Genomic DNA, 16767 nt, shown 5'->3' with positions numbered 1-16767 from the left:
TTTCGTGTTAGGGTTCCGCCTCGTTCTGCCGAATTGCAGCTGCGGGCGGGAAAATGCGACGAAGAACGCTGGCCGTGTTGTTGGCGATTTCCTTTCCGGTGATCGCCGGGTGTGGCGGCACGCCCGTGGACGGTGTGGCGGCCCCGCCGGCCTCGCTGCCCGCTCCGGTGCCCACGTCTTCGGCCGCTCCCTCTTCCTCGGCACCTGCCTCGCCTTCGTCGGCAGGCGCTTCGGCGTCCCGACCTGCGTCTCCGCCGACACCGGCGGCGCCGTCGACCACGCCGGTGCGGAACTGCCGCAGCCCGGAGTTCGCCACGTCCGACCCCGACGGCGGCTGGTCGGACGGCGGCTACTACGTCCACAACAACATGTGGAACGCCGGTGAAGCCGGTTCGGAAACCCTGCGGGCGTGCGCCTACGACAACTGGTACGTCGATTCCGTCCAACCCGATTCTTCGTCGGTGAAAACCTACCCGAACGTGCACAAGGACATCAACAACCAGAACGGGAAGCCGTTCAACGACTATTCGGTGATCAAATCGACGTTCGCGGGCCGCGGCCCGGGCGTCGGCGTGTACGACGTGGCGTACGACCTGTGGCTGAACGGCGTCGGCGACGGCAAGGGCGTCTCGGAGCTGATGGTGTGGACGGAGAACCGCAAGCAGGTCCCGTCCGGCGACAAGCTGACGACGTACACGGCCGGCGGCGAGACGTACGACGTCTGGGCGGACACCGACGGGTACGTGGCGTTCGTTTCGCGGGCGACGCAGTACTCGGGCAGCCTCGACCTGAAGGCGATGATCGCGTGGGCGATCGGCAAAGGCCTGATCCCACCGAACCCGACGGTCAACCAGATCGGCTACGGCATCGAGTTCTGCTCCACCGGCGGCGGTAAGGCCCGGTTCACGCTGACGGACTTCTCGGTGACGATGAGCTAGGAGGCCACCACGGCGTGGTGGCCTCCTGTGTCACTCAGACGCCGAGCGGGTGCCAGACCGTCTTGGCCTCCAGGTACCTGCGCAGGCGCGTGAGGTCCGGGGCCGCCGTCCAGTCGGGCTCGGCCTCCGGGACCGTCAGCACCCGCTTCACCGTGTTCGCCGCTTCGCGCGCGAGGCCGGGACGGTCCGCCGGGGCGGCTCCGGTCGGGTCCAGGGCGTTGACGTCGCCGTGTGAGGCCAGCCAGGGGCCCAGCTCCGACGCGTGGCCCGTGAGGATGTTCGCCACGCCGCCCGGGACGTCCGACGTCGCCAGGACCTCCGACAGCGTGATCGCCGGCAGGGGCCGCTCCGCGCTCGAGACCACCACCGCCGTCGAGCCCGTCGCCAGGACCGGGGCCAGGACCTCGACCAGGCCCAACAGCGACGACTGCTGCGGCGCCAGGACGCCCACCACGCCCGTCGGCTCCGGGACCGTGAACGAGAAGTACGGGCCCGCCACCGGGTTCGCCGCGCCGAGGACCGTGGCGATCTTGTCCGTCCAGCCCGCGTACCAGACCCAGCGGTCGATCGCCGCGTCCACAAGGGACTCGGCCTTCTTGCCGCCGAGGCCTTCCGATGCCGACACCTCGGAAACGAACTGGTCGCGGCGGCCCTCCAGGACCTCGGCCACCCGGTAGAGGACCTGGCCGCGGTTGTACGCCGTGGCCGCGGACCAGCCGGGGAACGCCTTGCGGGCCGCGACCACCGCGTCGCGGACGTCCTTGCGGGACGCGTGCGCCGCGTTCGCCAGGAACTTGCCCTTGCCGTCCGTCACCGGATACACCCGGCCGGACTCCGAACGCGGGAACTTGCCGCCGATGTACAGCTTGTACGTCTTCGCGACGGAGATTCGGTCAGACATTCAGGTAAGCCTCCAGCCCGGTGCGGCCGCCTTCGCGCCCGAAGCCGGATTCCTGGTAGCCGCCGAACGGGGCGGCGGGGTCGAAGCGGTTGAAGGTGTTGGCCCAGACCACGCCGGCGCGCAGCTGGTTCGCCATCCACAGGATCCGGGAGCCCTTTTCGGTCCAGATGCCCGCCGAAAGCCCGTACGGCGTGTTGTTCGCCTTCGCGACGGCCTCGTCCGGCGTGCGGAACGTCAGCACCGACAGCACCGGGCCGAAGATCTCCTCGCGCGCGATCCGCATCGACTGGTGGACGTTCGCGAACACCGTCGGGGCGAAGAAGAACCCGCGGTCCGGGACCGGGCACGGGCTGGTCCAGCGCTGCGCGCCTTCGGCGTCGCCCGACTCGACGAGCCCGCGGATCTTGGCGAGCTGCTCGGCCGAGTTGATGGCGCCGATGTCGGTGTTCTTGTCCAGCGGGTCGCCGATGCGCAGCATCGAGACGCGGTAGCGCAGCTTCTCCAGCACCTCTTCGGCGATGGACTCCTGGACCAGCAGGCGCGAGCCCGCGCAGCAGACGTGGCCCTGGTTGAAGAAGATGCCGTTGACGATGCCCTCGACGGCCTGGTCGAGCGGCGCGTCCTCGAACACGATGTTCGCGGCCTTGCCGCCCAGTTCGAGGGTCAGCTTCTTCGGCGTGCCCGCGACCTGGCGCTGGATCGCCTTGCCGACCTCGGTCGAGCCGGTGAAGGCGATCTTGTCGATGTCGGCATGCTCCACAATGGACGCGCCGATGTCGCCCGCGCCCGGGAGGATGTTCACCACGCCCGGCGGCAGCTCGGCCTGCTGGCAGATCTCGGCGAACACGAGCGCGGTCAACGGCGTCGTCTCGGCCGGCTTCAGGACCACGGTGTTGCCGGTGGCCAGCGCCGGGGCGATCTTCCAGGCCAGCATCAGCAGCGGGAAGTTCCACGGGATGATCTGGCCGGCGACGCCGAGCGGCTGCGGGTTCGGTCCGTAGCCCGCGTACTCCAGCTTGTCGGCCCAGCCCGCGTGGTAGAAGAAGTGCGCTGCGGCGGTCGGGACGTCGGAGTCGCGCGACTCCTTGATCGGCTTGCCGTTGTCGAGGCTCTCCAGCACGGCCAGCTCGCGGGAGCGTTCCTGGATCAGCCGCGCGATGCGGAAGAGGTACTTCGCGCGTTCGGTGCCCGGCATCTTGGACCAGACCGAGTTGTACGCCTTGCGCGCGGCCTTGACCGCGATGTCCACATCGGACTTCGATGCGGTGCCGACCTCGGCGAGGACCTCTTCGGTGGCGGGGTTGATCGTCTTCAGCGGCTCACCCGAGCCGTCGACGAACTCGCCGTTGATGAAAGGCTTGTAGGAATCCTTGAGGTTCGCGATGGCGCGCGACTCGGGCGCCGGTGCGTACTCGAAAACAGGCATCAGTCCACCGTCACGTAGTCGGGGCCGCTGTAGTGGCCGTCCACCTGGGTGCGGCGCTGCAGCAGCAGGTCGTTGAGCAGGCTGGACGCGCCGAAGCGGAACAGGTCCGGGGTCAGCCACTGCTCGCCGGCGACCTCGTGCACGGCGACCAGGTACTTGATCGCGTCCTTCGTCGTCCGGATGCCGCCCGCGGGCTTGACGCCGCGCAGCTCGCCGGTCTGCCGGTGCCAGTCGTGGACCGCCTGCAGCATGATGTGGGTGACCGGCAGCGTCGCGGCGGGGGAGACCTTGCCGGTGGAGGTCTTGATGAAGTCGCCGCCGGCCAGCAGCGCCAGCCACGACGCGCGCCGCACGTTGTCGTAGGTCGCCAGCTCGCCGGTCTCGAGGATGACCTTCAGGTGGGCGTCACCACAGGCGGCTTTGACGGCCTGGATCTCTTCGAAGACGGCCATGTACCGGCCTTCGAGGAAGGCACCGCGGTCGATCACCATGTCGACTTCGTGTGCGCCGGCCTCGACGGCGATCTTCGTGTCGGCCAGCTTGATCTCGCGGCTGGTGCGCCCGGCGGGGAAACCGGTGGCGACGCTCGCGACGTGCACCCCGCTGCCCTTGAGCGCTTCGACGGCGGTGGCGACCAGATCGGGGTAGACGCAGACGGCGGCGACGCGCGGGGTGTCCTGGCGTTCGGGATCGGGCCGGACCGCCTTCGCGGCGAGCGCCCGGACCTTGCCCTGGGTGTCGGCGCCCTCCAGGGTGGTCAGGTCGACCATGGAGATGGCGGTGTCGATGGCCCACCGCTTGGCGTCCTTCTTGATGCTGCGCGTGCCGAGGCCCGCCGCGCGCTGCTCGACGCCGACCTGGTCGACACCGGGCAGCCCGAGCAGGAAGCGGCGCAGGCTCGCGTCGTCGCGAGTCGCGTCCACCAGCGGCGCCGGGGTGGCCGGCGCCGCTGACGTGCTGGTCGTGGCTGTCATGAGCCTGAGTCTAGGCGGCGCCCCCGACGGTTCGCGGTGTCCGGGTTCGACGGGGTCGGATAGTCTGTATGCAGACTTGTGATCAAGCGGGGCGGTGACGATGGGAGGGAGAGCATGACGGCTCTACCCGACTGGATGTTACTGTCGGCATCCGGACTCAGTGCAGACGATTACGAAGTGTTACCGGAAGAGGTCTGCCGCCGCATCGAAGTCGTTGATGGAGCCATCGTCGTGAACCCGGCCCCGCGCCGATCGCACCAGATCTTCGCCCGGCGGCTCGCGAACGCGCTCGAAGCGGCTTGTGGTCCCGGCCTCGAGGTGTCCACGGACGTCGACCTGCGGCTGCGTGACGTGCCGCTGCTGAACCGGCGACCGGACATCGTCGTGTACGACTCGTCGCTGCCGGACGAGATCATGCTGCGGCCGGAGCACTGCGTGCTCGTCGTGGAACTGATGTCGCCAGGCTCGGTCACGGCCGACCGGATCGACAAGCCGGGCGAGTACGCGGCCGGCGGCATCCCGCACTTCTGGCGGATCGAAAACACCGATGACCTGGAGAAGGTCCGGGTCTTCCGGTACGTGCTCGATCCGGTCACCAAGGCTTACGCCCCGGCCGCCGTGCACGGCGGGCCGTTCACCGTGACCGACCCCTTCACGGTGAACATCGACCTCGCAGGGCTGCGCTAAGCCCCTTCGATCTGCGGCGGTTCCACGCGCTTGGCCGGCTTCCGGTACACGACGACCCCGCCCCAGAAGGCCAGCCCGTTGATCTTCACCGTCGGGGCCGTCGGCGGGGCCGGGGGTGCGCCCGACTTGTCCTCCAGCACGAAGCCGCCCATCAGGCCGAGGCCCGTGACGTCCACGTTGATGTCGTCCGGGACCGTGATCTGGATGCCGCCCATGATGGCGATCGCCGTGATCGTGCAGTTCTTGTCCGCGAACCGGGCCTGGCGCAGGTCGATCTCCGCGCCGCCCCAGAACGCGAAGCTGGTGTGCTGCGGGGGCAGGACCCAGCTGCCCTTGCGGACCGCCCCCGACATCACGCCGATCGACACCGGGGAACCCGGGTGGCCGCCGATGCGCTGGTCCGGGTAGGCCAGGGCCCGCGTCGTCGCCGGTTCGAGGGATGCCGAAGAGGACGGCAGGTCCACCGTCACCGGCTTCAGCTCGCCGATCGTCTTCGCCGCGTAGACCGTCGACAGCCGCTCTTCCAGCTCGTTGATCGTGATCCGCCCTTCGGAGAGGGCGTTGTGCAGCACCTGGGCGACGCGCTCGCGGTCGGCGTCGGAGGCCCGCATCTGGTCGGGCGTCAGTTCGCTCACCCGGCGCAGCTTATCGGCGAAAACGACCCGGCGTGTCCGTCTTCCGGAGGACACTGAGCCCATGGTCGAGTTTCCGGACGGTATCCGCGTACACGGGCGTGGCCTGGCCCGCCCCCGCCCCGACGGACCCGAGCCCGATTTCGGGCTCTACCTGGGGACGAGCAGGTTGCGACGCAAGCACGGCGGCGGCCTCACCTGGCCGCACGAGTGGGTGAACTGGCCGGACTTCCTGCTGCCGACCGACCCCGCGGCCGCGCGCAGGCAGATCAGGGCCCTCCACGAACGGGCGAAGACCGAGACCGTCGAAGTCGCCTGCTACGGCGGCGCGGGCAGGACCGGCACGGTGATGGCCTGCCTGGCGACGCTCTCCGGTGTCCCGGCCGAGGACGCCGTCGCGTGGGTGCGCGAGCACTACCACGAACGCGCCGTCGAAACGCCCTGGCAGCGACGCTGGGTGAAAACGTTCGCGGGACGGCTAGATTGACCCGCATGGATGTGCACGTCGTCGATCACCCCCTCGCGAAGGCCCGGCTCTCCACGATGCGCGACGCGCGCACCGACAGCGCCGCGTTCCGGGCCGCGCTGCACGAACTGACCGTCATGCTGGTCTACGAAGCCACCCGCGACGTGCCGGTGAAGACCGAGCGGATCCACACGCCGGTCGCCCGCACCGAGGGCTACACCCTCGCCAAGCCACCGCTGCTGGTGCCGGTGCTGCGGGCCGGCCTCGGCATGGCCGACCAGGCGCACAAGCTGATCCCGGACGCGCAGATGGGCTTCGTCGGCCTGGCGCGCGACGAGGAGACGCTGAAGCCGACGCCGTACCTCGAGTCGCTGCCGGAGTCGCTCGCCGACCGGCCGGTGCTGGTGCTCGACCCGATGCTCGCCACCGGCGGCTCGATGGAGTACACGATCCGGCTGCTGACCGACCGCGGCGCCGACGACGTCACGGCCATCTGCGCGCTGGCCGCGCCGGAAGGCCTGGCCCACCTGGAGAAGACCGGCCTGCCGGTGCGGGTGGTGACGGCGAGCATCGACGAGCGCCTCAACGACTCGGGCTTCATCGTCCCGGGCCTCGGCGACGCGGGCGACCGCCAGTACGGCGCCGTCTAGCGTTGCCGGTCCTGAAGTGGCGGTGGATCGCCGTGACCGCCGCCGCGGTCGCGGTCGTCACCGCCGGGCTGCTGTGGCTGTTCCTCGCCTGGTCCGCGGAACCGACCGCGCCGGTGCGGATCGACGCGGTCAAGACGGCGTTCGGTGTCGGCGCGGGTGCCGGCGGCGTGTTCGCGCTGTGGCTGGCGACGCGCCGCCAGCGCACCCTCGAGCTGCAGCTGACCGAGACGACACGGGACCTGGAGGAACGCCGGGTCACCGAGCTGTACACGAAGGCCGTCGAACAGCTCGGCAGTGACAAGGCGCCGGTCCGGCTCGGCGGGCTGTACGCGCTGGAGCGGCTCGGGCAGGACAACCCGAAGCAGCGCCAGACGATCGTCAACGTGTGGTGCGCGTACCTGCGGATGCCGTTCGAGGCTCCGAAGCGTGGCCTCAAAGGCACGGCGGCCGGTGAGACCGGCGACCACGACGAGCCCGAACTCCAGGTCCGGCTGGGCGCGCAAGAACTGCTCAAGACGCATCTGAGCCACGACGAACCGGCGTACTGGCCGGGGATGTCGATCGACCTGCAGCGGGCGGTGCTCGTCGACTTCCGGCTGAGCGGCTGCACGCTCGAAGCCGCGGACTTCAGCCGCGCCCGGTTCGTCGGCGCGGTCCACATCCGCGGCACGACCTTCGCCCGCCGGGTGGGGTTCTACGGCACGGACTTCGCCGCGTCCGCGAACTTCGACCGGTCGGTCTTCGCCGAAGGCGCGTTCTTCTCGTGGGCCCACTTCCACGGGGACGCTCGGTTCACGCGGGTCCGGTCGGCCGGTGAGTTCCTGTTCTCCGACACCACCTTCGAAGGCCGAGCGCTCTTCGACAGCGGCGAACACGAGAAACTCGAGCTACCGCGCAACGACCCGGGCGATGCCGGCCACTGAGGGGTGTGACCAGCCATGCGACGGGGGCGCCGGTGGACGACCGGGCACTGTGGGACCGGGCTTCCGGCGGCGATGAGGCCGCGTTCAGCGAGCTCTTCGAGCGGCACGCCGAGGCCGTCTGGAACCACGCCTACCGGCTGACCGGCTCGTGGGCCGGCGCCGAAGACCTGACCTCCACGACGTTCCTGACCGCCTGGCGCCGCCGCGCCGACGTGACACTGGTGCGGGACAGCGCCCTGCCGTGGCTCTACACGGTCGCCGGCAACGCGGCCCGCGACGAATACCGCGGCGCGAGACGGCGGTTGCGGCTGCTCCGGAAGATCCCGGACCCGCCCGTGGTGTCCGACCACGCCGACGCGGTGGCCGAGCGGCTCGACGGCGAGCAGCGGCTGCGCGTGATCGTCGACGCCGTCCGGTCGCTGCCGAAGTCGCAGCGGGACGTCGTCGAGCTGTGCCTGCTCGGGGACGTGAGCATCGCCGACGCCGCCGCGTTGCTGACGGTCGCCGAGGTCACCGTCCGGTCCCACCTGTCCCGGGCCCGTGCCCGGCTGCGCACGCTGCTGGAGGAGAAATGAGCGAGGACCTCGGTCTTCCACCCCGGCGCGCCCTGCCGGACGACGTCCGCGACCGGCTTCGCGCCGAACTCCGCCGCGGCATCGCGAAACGGCGGCCGTCCCGGGTTTGGTACGTCGCCGCGGCGGCCGTCGTCGTGCTGGCGGCGGGTGCGGTCGTCGCGACGAAGGTGATCCGGCAGCCTGCGGACGTCCACCCGGCCCCCGCCACCGGCGGCGGGCTGACCATGGATCCCCAGGTGGCGGCTTCCTCGCTCGATCGTTGCTTTGCGGCCTTCGAAGCGAAGAACAAGTCGGCGGACGGGTGGGGCTTCTCGCACGCGCGGGAGGACTGGGTCCCGATGTTCACCCGGGTCCAGCAGGCGGACGCGGTGGTCGCGGCGACGGCGGGCGGCGAGGCGCTGGTGTTCTGCGAGACGACCGAAACGACCGTGACGCTGTCGGGTCTGTCGAGTGCGAGCGACCGGTCCGACACCGTGCAAGGGGTGAACTTCACGCTGCTGTTCCACAGTGCCACCGGCACGGTCGGCGGGATCCTCGGCCCCGGGGCGGAGGGCGCGGTGCTCGAGGCGGCCACCGAGGGGCAGTCCATGTCCGAGGACATCCGGTTCTCTCCGGTCACCCGCCAGTTCGTCGTGATGACCCGGACCGACCCGGCGCGGACGACGCTCACCCTCGACAACGGTCCGGACAAGTACGTGCTGCCCAAGGCGCCGGCGCCCTTGCTTTCGGTCGTCGACCGGCCGGTGACCGCGGACCGGGCGTCGCCGGCGGGGCGGGCGCTGGGCGAGTGCCTGGCCGCCGCCGACGAGGTGCTCCCGGACGCCGGGGCCTACGCGCCCGGGCCGCTGCTGGAGACCGACGGCTACCGGGTGGTCCTGGGCCGCCGCGCTGACCAGGTAGTGGTCTGCACGACCGAACCCGATTACCAGCGGCCGGGGAAGACCCAGTCGCGCGTCTATCCCGACTTCGTCCCGAAGCCGGCGCCGCCGGTGCGGCTCTTGCGGGTGAACACCCTGGGCGCGACCGAAGCGGGCGGCGAGCCGGGGAAGTCCCGGACGCCGTATGCCGTCGCAGTGCCCGTGAACGCGGCGAAGATGACCGTCGATTTCGGCGTCGGGGCGCCGGTCGAGGCTCCGGCCGTCGACGGCATGGCCCTGACCTGGATCCCGAAGGAGCTCGGTGTCGTCCCGGACGTGAAGGTGCACGTCGTGGTCCGGGACGCGCGTGGCGCGGTCCTCTACGACGGGTCGTTGCCGCTGGCCTGAGGCCGCAGCCAGCCGGAGGCGTTCGCGCGCAGGGCCCGCTCGTACGAGCTCGTGACGCCGAACTCCTCCGGCAGGTTGCCGGTCAGCTCCAGGGACACCAGGCCGTGCACGATGGCCCAGCAGCCGACCGCGATCGTCTCCGGCGGGACGTCGACGAAGACGCCGTCGGCGATGGCGCGGCGGATGATCAGCTCCAGGGGCTTGAGCGTTTCGCGGGCGAGCTTCTCGGCGTCTTCGTTCGGCTCGAAGCCGGGGACCGACCTGGTGAACATGATCCCGTACAGGTGCGGGTCGGCCAGCGCGCTGGCGCGGTAGGCGCTGCCGAGCGCGACGAGGTCCTCGACGGTGTCGCCGGTCAGCGGGGTGCGGGCCATCCGGGCGCCGAAGCGGCGGAAGCCCTCGGTGTAGAGGGCGTTGACGAGGTCGGGCTTGCTGCCGAAGAGCGAGTACACGGCGGTGGTCGACGTCCCGGCGTCGGCGGCCAGCTTCCGCAGGGAAAGCGCCTTCGGCCCGTCGGCGGCGATGAGTTCCCCGGCCCGGTCGAGCAGCTTGAGCCGGAGCGCCTCGTCGTGCGTGCGTGGTCGCGCCATCTACCCAGCGTAGTACAACGCTGTTATTTTTGCAGCATCCGGCGATTTGACCTGGAGTGCACTCCAGGTCGTACTGTCGAGCCCATGAGCTACTCGATAGCGGAAGCCGCTCGACGTAGCGGACTGTCCATCGACACCCTCCGGTACTACGAGCGCATCAAACTGCTCGACCCGCCCGCCCGGGACGCCGCGGGCCGCCGGGCGTACTCCGACGACGACCTCACCTGGCTGGGGTTCCTGACCAAGCTGCGCACCACCGGCATGCCCATCAAGAGCATGCGCGAGTACGCGTCGCTGCGCCGTCACGGCGTCGCGAGCGCGGGCCGCCGCAAGGCGCTGCTGGTGGAGCAACGCAGATCGGTCGCCGAACGGATCGCCGAGCTGCAGGGCTGCCTCGACGTCCTCGACTACAAGATCGAGAACTACGCCCAGGTCGAGCGCAAGGTGCTCGGCGTGGAACCCGGCATGGAGGAGATTTCCGCGTGAAGACCAGGAAGCTCGGCGAACTGGAAGTCGGTGCCCAGGGGCTGGGCTGCATGGGCATGAGCCAGGCCTACGGCGTGCGCGACAACGACGAGGAGTCGATCGCGACGATCCACCGGGCGCTCGACCTCGGGGTGACGCTGCTGGACACCGCGAACGTCTACGCCAACGGCGTCAACGAAGAGCTGGTCGGCCGCGCGATCGCCGGCCGCCGCGACGAGGTCGTGCTCGCGACGAAGTTCGGCATCGTGTGGAACGACGGCGCGATGGGCGCCCGCGGTGACGCCGAGTACGTGAAGCAGTCGTGCGACGAGTCGCTGCGCCGGCTCGGCGTCGACCACATCGACCTCTACTACCAGCACCGCGTCGACCCGGACACGCCGATCGAAGAGACGTGGGGCGCGCTGGCTGAGCTGGTGGAAGCCGGGAAGATCCGGTACGCGGGGATTTCCGAGGCGAGCGCGGCGACGATCCGCGCCGCGCACGCCGTGCACCCGGTGACGGCGCTGCAGAGCGAGTGGTCGCTGTGGACGCGCGGGATCGAAGGCGAAATCCTGGACACGTGCCGGGAGCTGGGCATCGGCGTGGTGCCGTTTTCCCCGCTGGGCCGCGGTTTCCTGACCGGCGCGGTGACGTCGGTCGCGGACCTGCCCGAGGACGACATGCGCCGCGGCCTGCCGCGGTTCGCCGAGGGTAACTTCGAGCGGAACATGGCCATCGTCGAGGCCCTGCGGAAACTGGCCTCGGACAAGGGCGTCACCGCCGGCCAGCTCGCACTGGCGTGGGTCCAGTCCCAGGGTGAGGACGTGGTCCCGATTCCGGGCACCAAGCGCCGCAAGTACCTCGAGGAGAACGTCGCCGCGGCTTCCCTCGAGCTGACCGCCGACGACCTGGCAGCGATCGAGGCAGCGGCACCCGCCGACGCGATCGCCGGAGAGCGCTACCCGGAGCGCCTGGCCCGCGCCGCCGGCCGCTGAAGCCGAGCTTTCACGTGAAAGCTCGGGCCAGGGGCGTGGAGTGGAACTTTCACGTGAAAGTGCCGCTCTGAGGCTTTTCTGAGATCTCCGGGGCAGGCTCGGCGCCGATCATGCGATCGGTGCCGAGCCCCAGGAGGTCGTCGTGGCGGAGGAAGTGCTCGATTATCTGGTCGTCGGGGCCGGGCCGGCCGGGTTGCAGCTGGCTCAGCACCTCGGCCGCGCCGGGCACCGGTACCTGGTGCTGGAAGCCGGTTCCGCGCCCGGGCACTTCTTCGAGACCTTCCCGCGGCACCGGACCCTCATCTCCATCAACAAGAAGCACACCGGGTACTCGGACCCGGAGCTGCGCATGCGGATGGACTGGAACTCGATCCTCGCCGACGGCGACGACGACCCGGTCCTCTTCACCGACTACAGCGAGAAACTCTTCCCCGACGCCGAAAACCTCCTCCGCTACCTCGCCGACTACGCGGCGAAGCACCGTCTCGACATCCGTTACGACACGCGGGTGACGCGCATCCGCCGGGACAGCGAAAGTTTCGTCCTCACCGCCGGTGAGAAGGAATTCCGCACAAAACGGCTGATCATGGCGACCGGCGTGACCAAGCCGTACATTCCCCGGTTCCCCGGCGTCGAGCTGATCGACCAGTACGTGGACGTCGACGTCGATCCGAAGAGCTTCACCGACCAGCGCGTCCTGGTGCTCGGCAAGGGGAACTCCGCTTTCGAAACCGCCGACAACCTGATCGAGACGGCCGCGGTCGTGCACGTCGGCGGTCCGCGGCCGGTGAAGCTGGCCTGGCGCACGCACTTCGTCGGCCACCTCCGCGCGTACAACGCGGGCATCCTCGACATGTACCAGCTCAAGCTGCAGCACGCGATCCTCGACGGCGACGTCCGCGAAGTCCGGAAGGACGCCGACGGCTACCACGTCAAGTTCGCCTTCGCCCGCGCCGACGAGGTGATCAAGGAGATCCGCTACGACCGCGTGATCGGCTGCACCGGCTTCCGGTTCGACGCGGACCTCTTCGACGAAGACTGCCGTCCCGAACTCACCATCGACGACCGCTTCCCCGCGCAGACGGCGAACTGGGAGTCGGTCAACGTCCCCGGTCTTTACTTCGCGGGCACGATCACGCAGGTCCGCGACTTCAAGAAGGCCACCAGCGCGTTCATCCACGGCTTCCGCTACGGCGCCCGCGCGCTGGCGAAGGTGCTGAACGAGCGCTACCACGACGTCCCGTGGCCGCACGTTGAACTACCCGCCAAACCGGACGCGCTGACCGAAGCCGTGATCACCCGGATCAACCGGACTTCCGCGCTGTACCAGCAGTTCGGCTTCCTCGGAGACGTCGTGGTCGTGGACGGCGACACCGCCCGCTACCTCGAAGAGGTCCCGGTCGACCGCGTCCTCGAAGACCCGCCGGCCGACGCCTACATCGTCACCCTCGACTACGGCCCCGACCACGACAAGGTCGACCCGTTCGACTTCGTCGCCCGCGCCGCCCAGGACAAGGCCAACGACCACGGCGAAGGCCACTACCTGCACCCGATCGTCCGGCACGTCCGCCGCGGCGAGCTCGTCGCCACCCACCACGTCACCGAGAACCTCGAGAACGAGTGGGACAAGGAAGTCCACATCGGACCGCTGACCGCGTTCTTCACGCAGGAGCTGTGATGCGCACGGTCGCGGAGTTCGAGGCGGCCGCCCGGCAACGCCTCGACCCGGCGCACTACGACTACTTCGCGGGCGGCGCGCAGGACGAAATCACCCTGCGGGAGAACGAAACGGCGTTCCAGCGGCTGCGGCTGCTGCCCCGGGTGCTGCGTGGCAGCGACAAGCGGGACCTGAGCATCGAGCTGCTCGGGACGCCGTCCTCGATGCCGATCCTCATCGCGCCCACGGCGTTCCACCGGCTCGCCCACACCGACGGCGAGCTGGCCACGGCTCGCGCGGCGGCGCGGGCGGGCACGATCATGGTCGTCAGCATGGCCGCCACCACGGCCGTCGAGGACATCGCCGCGGCGGCCCGCGAGGTCGCGCCGGACCCGAGCCTGTGGTTCCAGCTCTACCTGCAGCCGGACCTGGAGTTCACCGAGGCGATCGTGCGCCGCGCCGAAAACGCCGGCGTCAAGGCGTTCGTCGTGACCGTCGACTCGCCGGTGCTCGGCCGCCGCGAGCGCGACGACCGCCACGACTTCCACGACCTGCCGCCCGGCCTGGCCGTCGAGAACCTCCGCAACCTCGGCGAAAACCGCAGCGGCGGCAACGCCAGCCATGTCCGCGAGATCGTCATGTCGGCCGGGCTGAACTGGGACCACATCGCGTGGCTGCGGTCGAAGACGAAACTGCCGGTGCTGATCAAGGGCCTGCTCCACGCCGAGGACGCGCGGCTGGCGGTGCACCACGACGTCGCCGGGATCGTCGTGTCCAACCACGGCGGCCGCCAGCTGGACACCGTGCCCGCCACCATCGACGTGCTGCCCGAGATCGCGGCGGCGGTCGGCGGCGCCCTGCCGGTGCTGCTCGACGGCGGGATCCGCCGCGGCACCGACGTCGTCAAGGCCCTGGCCCTCGGTGCGGACGCCGTCGGCATCGGCCGCCCGGTGGTGTGGGGGCTGGCCACGGGCGGCCGCGAAGGCGTCTCCGAGGTGCTGGAACTGCTGCGGGCGGACTTCGACCAGGCGCTGGCCCTGTGCGGCGGCCGGTACCCGGGCGACCTCACCCCGGACCAGGTGCGGCGATGATCGGCAAGGTGCTCGCCTGGCTGCCCGGCCGCGTCGTCGCGCTGCGGATGAGGATCTTCGCGCTGGTCAACGGCCAGGACGCGGTGACGATCCCGGGTCCGCAGGTCGGCGTCGCCGACTTCCGGCGCGTCTACGCCGACCCGGCGGCGAACGGCCGCAGCCGCGGCGCCGCGCTGTCCGACCTGTTCTGGTACTGGCTCTCGCCGGGGCCCGAGGTGCACCAGGAACACCTCGAAGCCGGGCCGCGCTACGACGAGGTCGCCAAGTGCACCCGGCACATCCTGGTCAAGTCCAAAAAGGACTCCGAAGAGCTGACCCGCCGCGTGGCGGCGCACGTCCTCGACGACCTCGGACCCGGGCTCGTCCGGCTGCGAGACGCGATGATGCCGATCTGGGCCGAGCTGTACTACGAGCTGGTCTTCGACGAGCCGTGCCCGCCCGAGGCACGGGACCTGATCGTGGCGCACGCGGACGACGTCGTCTCGGCGCTGAAGTGCGTGCGGCCGCGGAACATGCGCCGCCGCGCGCGGCTGACGAAGTACCTCAGGCGGAGACTCGCCGACGTCCCGCACCCGCTCCCGGAGTCCCTGACGCCGGAGGAGCGGGCCTACTACCTGCAGGGCACGTTCTTCACCACCGCCGTCGTCCAGATGTCGGAGGCGATGGCGCACCTGCTGATGATCATCGCGCAGGACGACGGCATCCAGCGGCGGCTCGCCGGCCACCCGGAGGACATCGACAGTGTCATCGACGACGGATTGCGTCAGTACCCGCTCTTCGGCATCGCGCACCGGATCTCGACCGCCGACATCGAGCTGGCGGACCTGACGATCCCGGCGGGCACGGTGTTGTGCTTCAGCTACCCCGACTTCGCCGAGCAGGCCCCCAAGGAGGAGTTCACCCCGTTCGGTGTCGCGCAGAACCGCGCGTGCCCGGCCCGCGGGCTGGCCCCGCTGACCATGCGCGTCGTGACGCGGGAAGTGCTGCGCCGCTTCAGCCTCGCCTCGACGGCCGGTCACACGCGCTCGATCCCGAACCGCGGCCCGGCCCTGCTCACGCCACTCGGGGAACGTCCGAACCGCGCGCCGCTGGTGTGGCTGGCGGTGCGCGACCGCTGGGAAGACGTCTGGCGCAGCCTCGCGCAGCTCGTCTTCGGCACGTACATGGTCCTCGACGCCCGCCGCCAAGCCCTGTGCACCACCTACTTCGCCGGAGGTAACCGATGAGCCCGTCCGAAGCGGCGCCGGCGTTCTTCCTCGCCGTCGTGGTGATCCTCGTGGTGGTCAGGCTGGTCTGCCTGGCCGCGGTCAAGCTCGGCCAGCCGCCGGTGGTGGGGGAGATGATCGCCGGCGTCCTGCTCGGCCCGTCGCTGTTCGGGCTGCTGCTGCCGGACGTGCAGGCGGCGCTGTTCCCCGATGCCGTCCGCTCGCTGCTCTACGTCGGCGGCCAGATCGGCCTGGTCATCTACATGTTCGGCGCGGGGTACGAGTTCAACCTGCGCAGCATCGCGAACTCGCGGAAGTCGGTCGCGGCGATCTCCTCGGCCGGGACGCTCGTACCGCTCGTGCTCGGGATCGGGGTCGCGGTCGCCGGCACGTCGTGGGTCGGCATCGGCAAGGAGGGCGTCTCGCCGGTGACGTCCGCCGCGTTCGTCGGCGTGGCTGTCGCGATCACGGCGTTCCCGATGATGGTCCGGATCATCACCGAGCGCGGGATCGCGTCGACGAAGTTCGGCTCGCTGGCGCTGGCCTGCGGCGCGCTCGACGACGTGCTCGCGTGGCTGCTGCTGGCGGTCGTGCTCGGGATGCACGCCGGGTCGGCCGGCCCGGTCGCGCTCGCCCTCGGCGGCGGCCTGCTGTTCGCGCTGCTGGTGTTCATCGTCGGCCGTCGCCTGCTGAACCGGATGATGGGCAGCGAGCGGGTGACCGTCGACCAGCGCGTGCTCGTCACGGCGCTGGTCCTGTTCGCGGCGGCCTGGTTCACCGACACCATCGGGCTGTACGCGGTGTTCGGCGCGTTCACCGTCGGCGTGGCCTTCCCGCGCGGGCACGCGGCCGACGCGGTGCTCGCGAAGATCATGCCGATCGGGCGGATCGTGTTCGTCCCGCTGTTCTTCACCTACTCCGGCCTGAACACGCGGTTCGCGCTGCTCGCCGACCCGAAGCTGCTCGTGTTCGCGCTGGTGACGGTGGTCGTCGCGATCATCGGCAAGCTCGGCGCGTCCTGGGGCGCGGCCCGGCTGGCGGGCGAGCCGCCGGAGATCGCGTCGCGCGTCGGCGTCCTCGTCAACGCGCGGGGGCTGATGCAGCTGATCGCGCTGAACATCGGGCTCGCCGCGGGGATCGTGTCGTCCGCGTTGTTCACGGTGCTGGTGCTGGTCGCCCTCGTCACCACGATCATGACCGCGCCCGTGCTCGGCTGGCTCGACCGCCGCGATGCCCGCAAGGGGAGCACCGAAGTACTCCTGACGGCCGAAGCCGTTCCGGTGACAGGGAAAAGTTGATTCTTCAAGTTCGGAAATAACTGCCAAGA

Annotated in this window: 19 protein-coding genes; 13 read left to right on the top strand and 6 right to left on the bottom strand. The window is 70.2% G+C overall.

Features of this window, described 5'->3' with window-relative positions; translation table 11 throughout:
- Positions 1-7: 7 nt before the first annotated feature.
- Entirely contained in the window at positions 8-280 is a 273-nt protein-coding gene (locus AB0G28_RS39160; RefSeq protein ID WP_361101642.1) for a hypothetical protein, read from the bottom strand.
- A 4-nt stretch (positions 281-284) separates the two neighbouring features.
- Between AB0G28_RS39160 and AB0G28_RS39155 the strand changes: the two genes are divergently transcribed.
- Positions 285-938 (top strand): hypothetical protein, encoded by a 654-nt coding sequence (locus AB0G28_RS39155; protein WP_361101639.1) that lies wholly within the window; start codon positions 285-287, stop codon positions 936-938.
- 34 nt (positions 939-972) lie between these two features.
- Here the strand turns inward: AB0G28_RS39155 and AB0G28_RS39150 are convergent, their stop codons facing one another.
- From AB0G28_RS39150 to deoC, 3 genes are read right to left on the bottom strand one after another with little or no spacing between them, the layout of a single operon-like run.
- A complete protein-coding gene (locus AB0G28_RS39150) occupies positions 973-1839 on the bottom strand; it encodes an aldehyde dehydrogenase family protein (RefSeq protein WP_361101636.1) in 867 nt (288 codons plus the stop codon).
- Entirely contained in the window at positions 1832-3265 is a 1434-nt protein-coding gene (locus AB0G28_RS39145; RefSeq protein WP_361101633.1) for an aldehyde dehydrogenase family protein, read from the bottom strand. Before AB0G28_RS39145 ends, AB0G28_RS39150 begins: the two co-directional genes overlap by 8 nt.
- The gene (gene deoC, locus AB0G28_RS39140; RefSeq protein WP_361101629.1) at positions 3265-4239 is read right to left on the bottom strand and encodes a deoxyribose-phosphate aldolase; all 975 of its coding nucleotides are present in this window, start codon (positions 4237-4239) and stop codon (positions 3265-3267) included. The genes AB0G28_RS39145 and deoC overlap by 1 nt, the downstream gene beginning before the upstream one ends.
- A 114-nt stretch (positions 4240-4353) precedes the next feature.
- Here deoC and AB0G28_RS39135 point away from each other — a divergent pair, with 114 nt between their 5' ends.
- The gene (locus AB0G28_RS39135; RefSeq protein WP_361101626.1) at positions 4354-4926 is read left to right on the top strand and encodes a Uma2 family endonuclease; all 573 of its coding nucleotides are present in this window, start codon (positions 4354-4356) and stop codon (positions 4924-4926) included.
- Here AB0G28_RS39135 and AB0G28_RS39130 read toward each other — a convergent pair.
- A complete protein-coding gene (locus AB0G28_RS39130; RefSeq protein WP_361101712.1) occupies positions 4923-5537 on the bottom strand; it encodes a DUF1707 domain-containing protein in 615 nt (204 codons plus the stop codon). The genes AB0G28_RS39135 and AB0G28_RS39130 overlap by 4 nt on opposite strands.
- A gap of 85 nt (positions 5538-5622) precedes the next feature.
- Between AB0G28_RS39130 and AB0G28_RS39125 the strand changes: the two genes are divergently transcribed.
- From AB0G28_RS39125 to AB0G28_RS39105, 5 genes are read left to right on the top strand one after another with little or no spacing between them, the layout of a single operon-like run.
- Positions 5623-6045 (top strand): protein-tyrosine phosphatase family protein, encoded by a 423-nt coding sequence (locus tag AB0G28_RS39125; protein WP_361101623.1) that lies wholly within the window; start codon positions 5623-5625, stop codon positions 6043-6045.
- A 5-nt stretch (positions 6046-6050) separates the two neighbouring features.
- Positions 6051-6674, top strand: coding sequence for a uracil phosphoribosyltransferase (upp, locus tag AB0G28_RS39120; RefSeq protein ID WP_361101620.1), 624 nt, complete (start codon positions 6051-6053; stop codon positions 6672-6674).
- Between the two features lie 32 nt (positions 6675-6706).
- The gene (locus AB0G28_RS39115) at positions 6707-7597 is read left to right on the top strand and encodes a pentapeptide repeat-containing protein (protein WP_361101617.1); all 891 of its coding nucleotides are present in this window, start codon (positions 6707-6709) and stop codon (positions 7595-7597) included.
- A gap of 32 nt (positions 7598-7629) precedes the next feature.
- Positions 7630-8172 carry an RNA polymerase sigma factor gene (locus AB0G28_RS39110; RefSeq protein WP_361101614.1) on the top strand — a complete coding sequence of 181 codons (543 nt, stop codon included), beginning with the start codon at positions 7630-7632 and terminating at the stop codon, positions 8170-8172.
- Complete coding sequence (locus tag AB0G28_RS39105; protein WP_361101611.1) at positions 8169-9437, top strand: hypothetical protein; 1269 nt, start codon at positions 8169-8171, stop codon at positions 9435-9437. The genes AB0G28_RS39110 and AB0G28_RS39105 overlap by 4 nt, the downstream gene beginning before the upstream one ends.
- Here the strand turns inward: AB0G28_RS39105 and AB0G28_RS39100 are convergent.
- The gene (locus tag AB0G28_RS39100) at positions 9410-10027 is read right to left on the bottom strand and encodes a TetR/AcrR family transcriptional regulator (protein ID WP_361101608.1); all 618 of its coding nucleotides are present in this window, start codon (positions 10025-10027) and stop codon (positions 9410-9412) included. The genes AB0G28_RS39105 and AB0G28_RS39100 overlap by 28 nt on opposite strands.
- An 84-nt stretch (positions 10028-10111) precedes the next feature.
- Between AB0G28_RS39100 and AB0G28_RS39095 the strand changes: the two genes are divergently transcribed.
- The 6 genes from AB0G28_RS39095 (at position 10112) to AB0G28_RS39070 (ending at position 16738) form a co-directional block, all read left to right on the top strand.
- Complete coding sequence (locus tag AB0G28_RS39095) at positions 10112-10513, top strand: MerR family transcriptional regulator (RefSeq protein ID WP_361101605.1); 402 nt, start codon at positions 10112-10114, stop codon at positions 10511-10513.
- A 50-nt stretch (positions 10514-10563) separates the two neighbouring features.
- A complete protein-coding gene (locus AB0G28_RS39090) occupies positions 10564-11487 on the top strand; it encodes an aldo/keto reductase (protein ID WP_361101709.1) in 924 nt (307 codons plus the stop codon).
- A gap of 142 nt (positions 11488-11629) precedes the next feature.
- Positions 11630-13165 carry an NAD(P)-binding domain-containing protein gene (locus AB0G28_RS39085; protein ID WP_361101602.1) on the top strand — a complete coding sequence of 512 codons (1536 nt, stop codon included), beginning with the start codon at positions 11630-11632 and terminating at the stop codon, positions 13163-13165.
- Positions 13165-14235, top strand: a complete 1071-nt coding sequence (locus AB0G28_RS39080; protein WP_361101599.1) for an alpha-hydroxy acid oxidase — start codon at positions 13165-13167, stop codon at positions 14233-14235. Before AB0G28_RS39085 ends, AB0G28_RS39080 begins: the two co-directional genes overlap by 1 nt.
- On the top strand, positions 14232-15461 hold the full coding sequence (locus AB0G28_RS39075; RefSeq protein WP_361101596.1) for a cytochrome P450: 1230 nt from the start codon (positions 14232-14234) through the stop codon (positions 15459-15461). The genes AB0G28_RS39080 and AB0G28_RS39075 overlap by 4 nt, the downstream gene beginning before the upstream one ends.
- Positions 15458-16738, top strand: coding sequence for a cation:proton antiporter (locus tag AB0G28_RS39070; RefSeq protein ID WP_361101593.1), 1281 nt, complete (start codon positions 15458-15460; stop codon positions 16736-16738). The genes AB0G28_RS39075 and AB0G28_RS39070 overlap by 4 nt, the downstream gene beginning before the upstream one ends.
- Positions 16739-16767 lie beyond the last annotated feature (29 nt).

Source organism: Amycolatopsis sp. NPDC021455, assembly GCF_040640995.1.
In the GTDB taxonomy this organism is placed as follows: Bacteria; Actinomycetota; Actinomycetes; order Mycobacteriales; family Pseudonocardiaceae; genus Amycolatopsis.
Note: the sequence above shows the minus strand (reverse complement) of the source record. Positions and strands in the feature narration are given on the sequence as shown.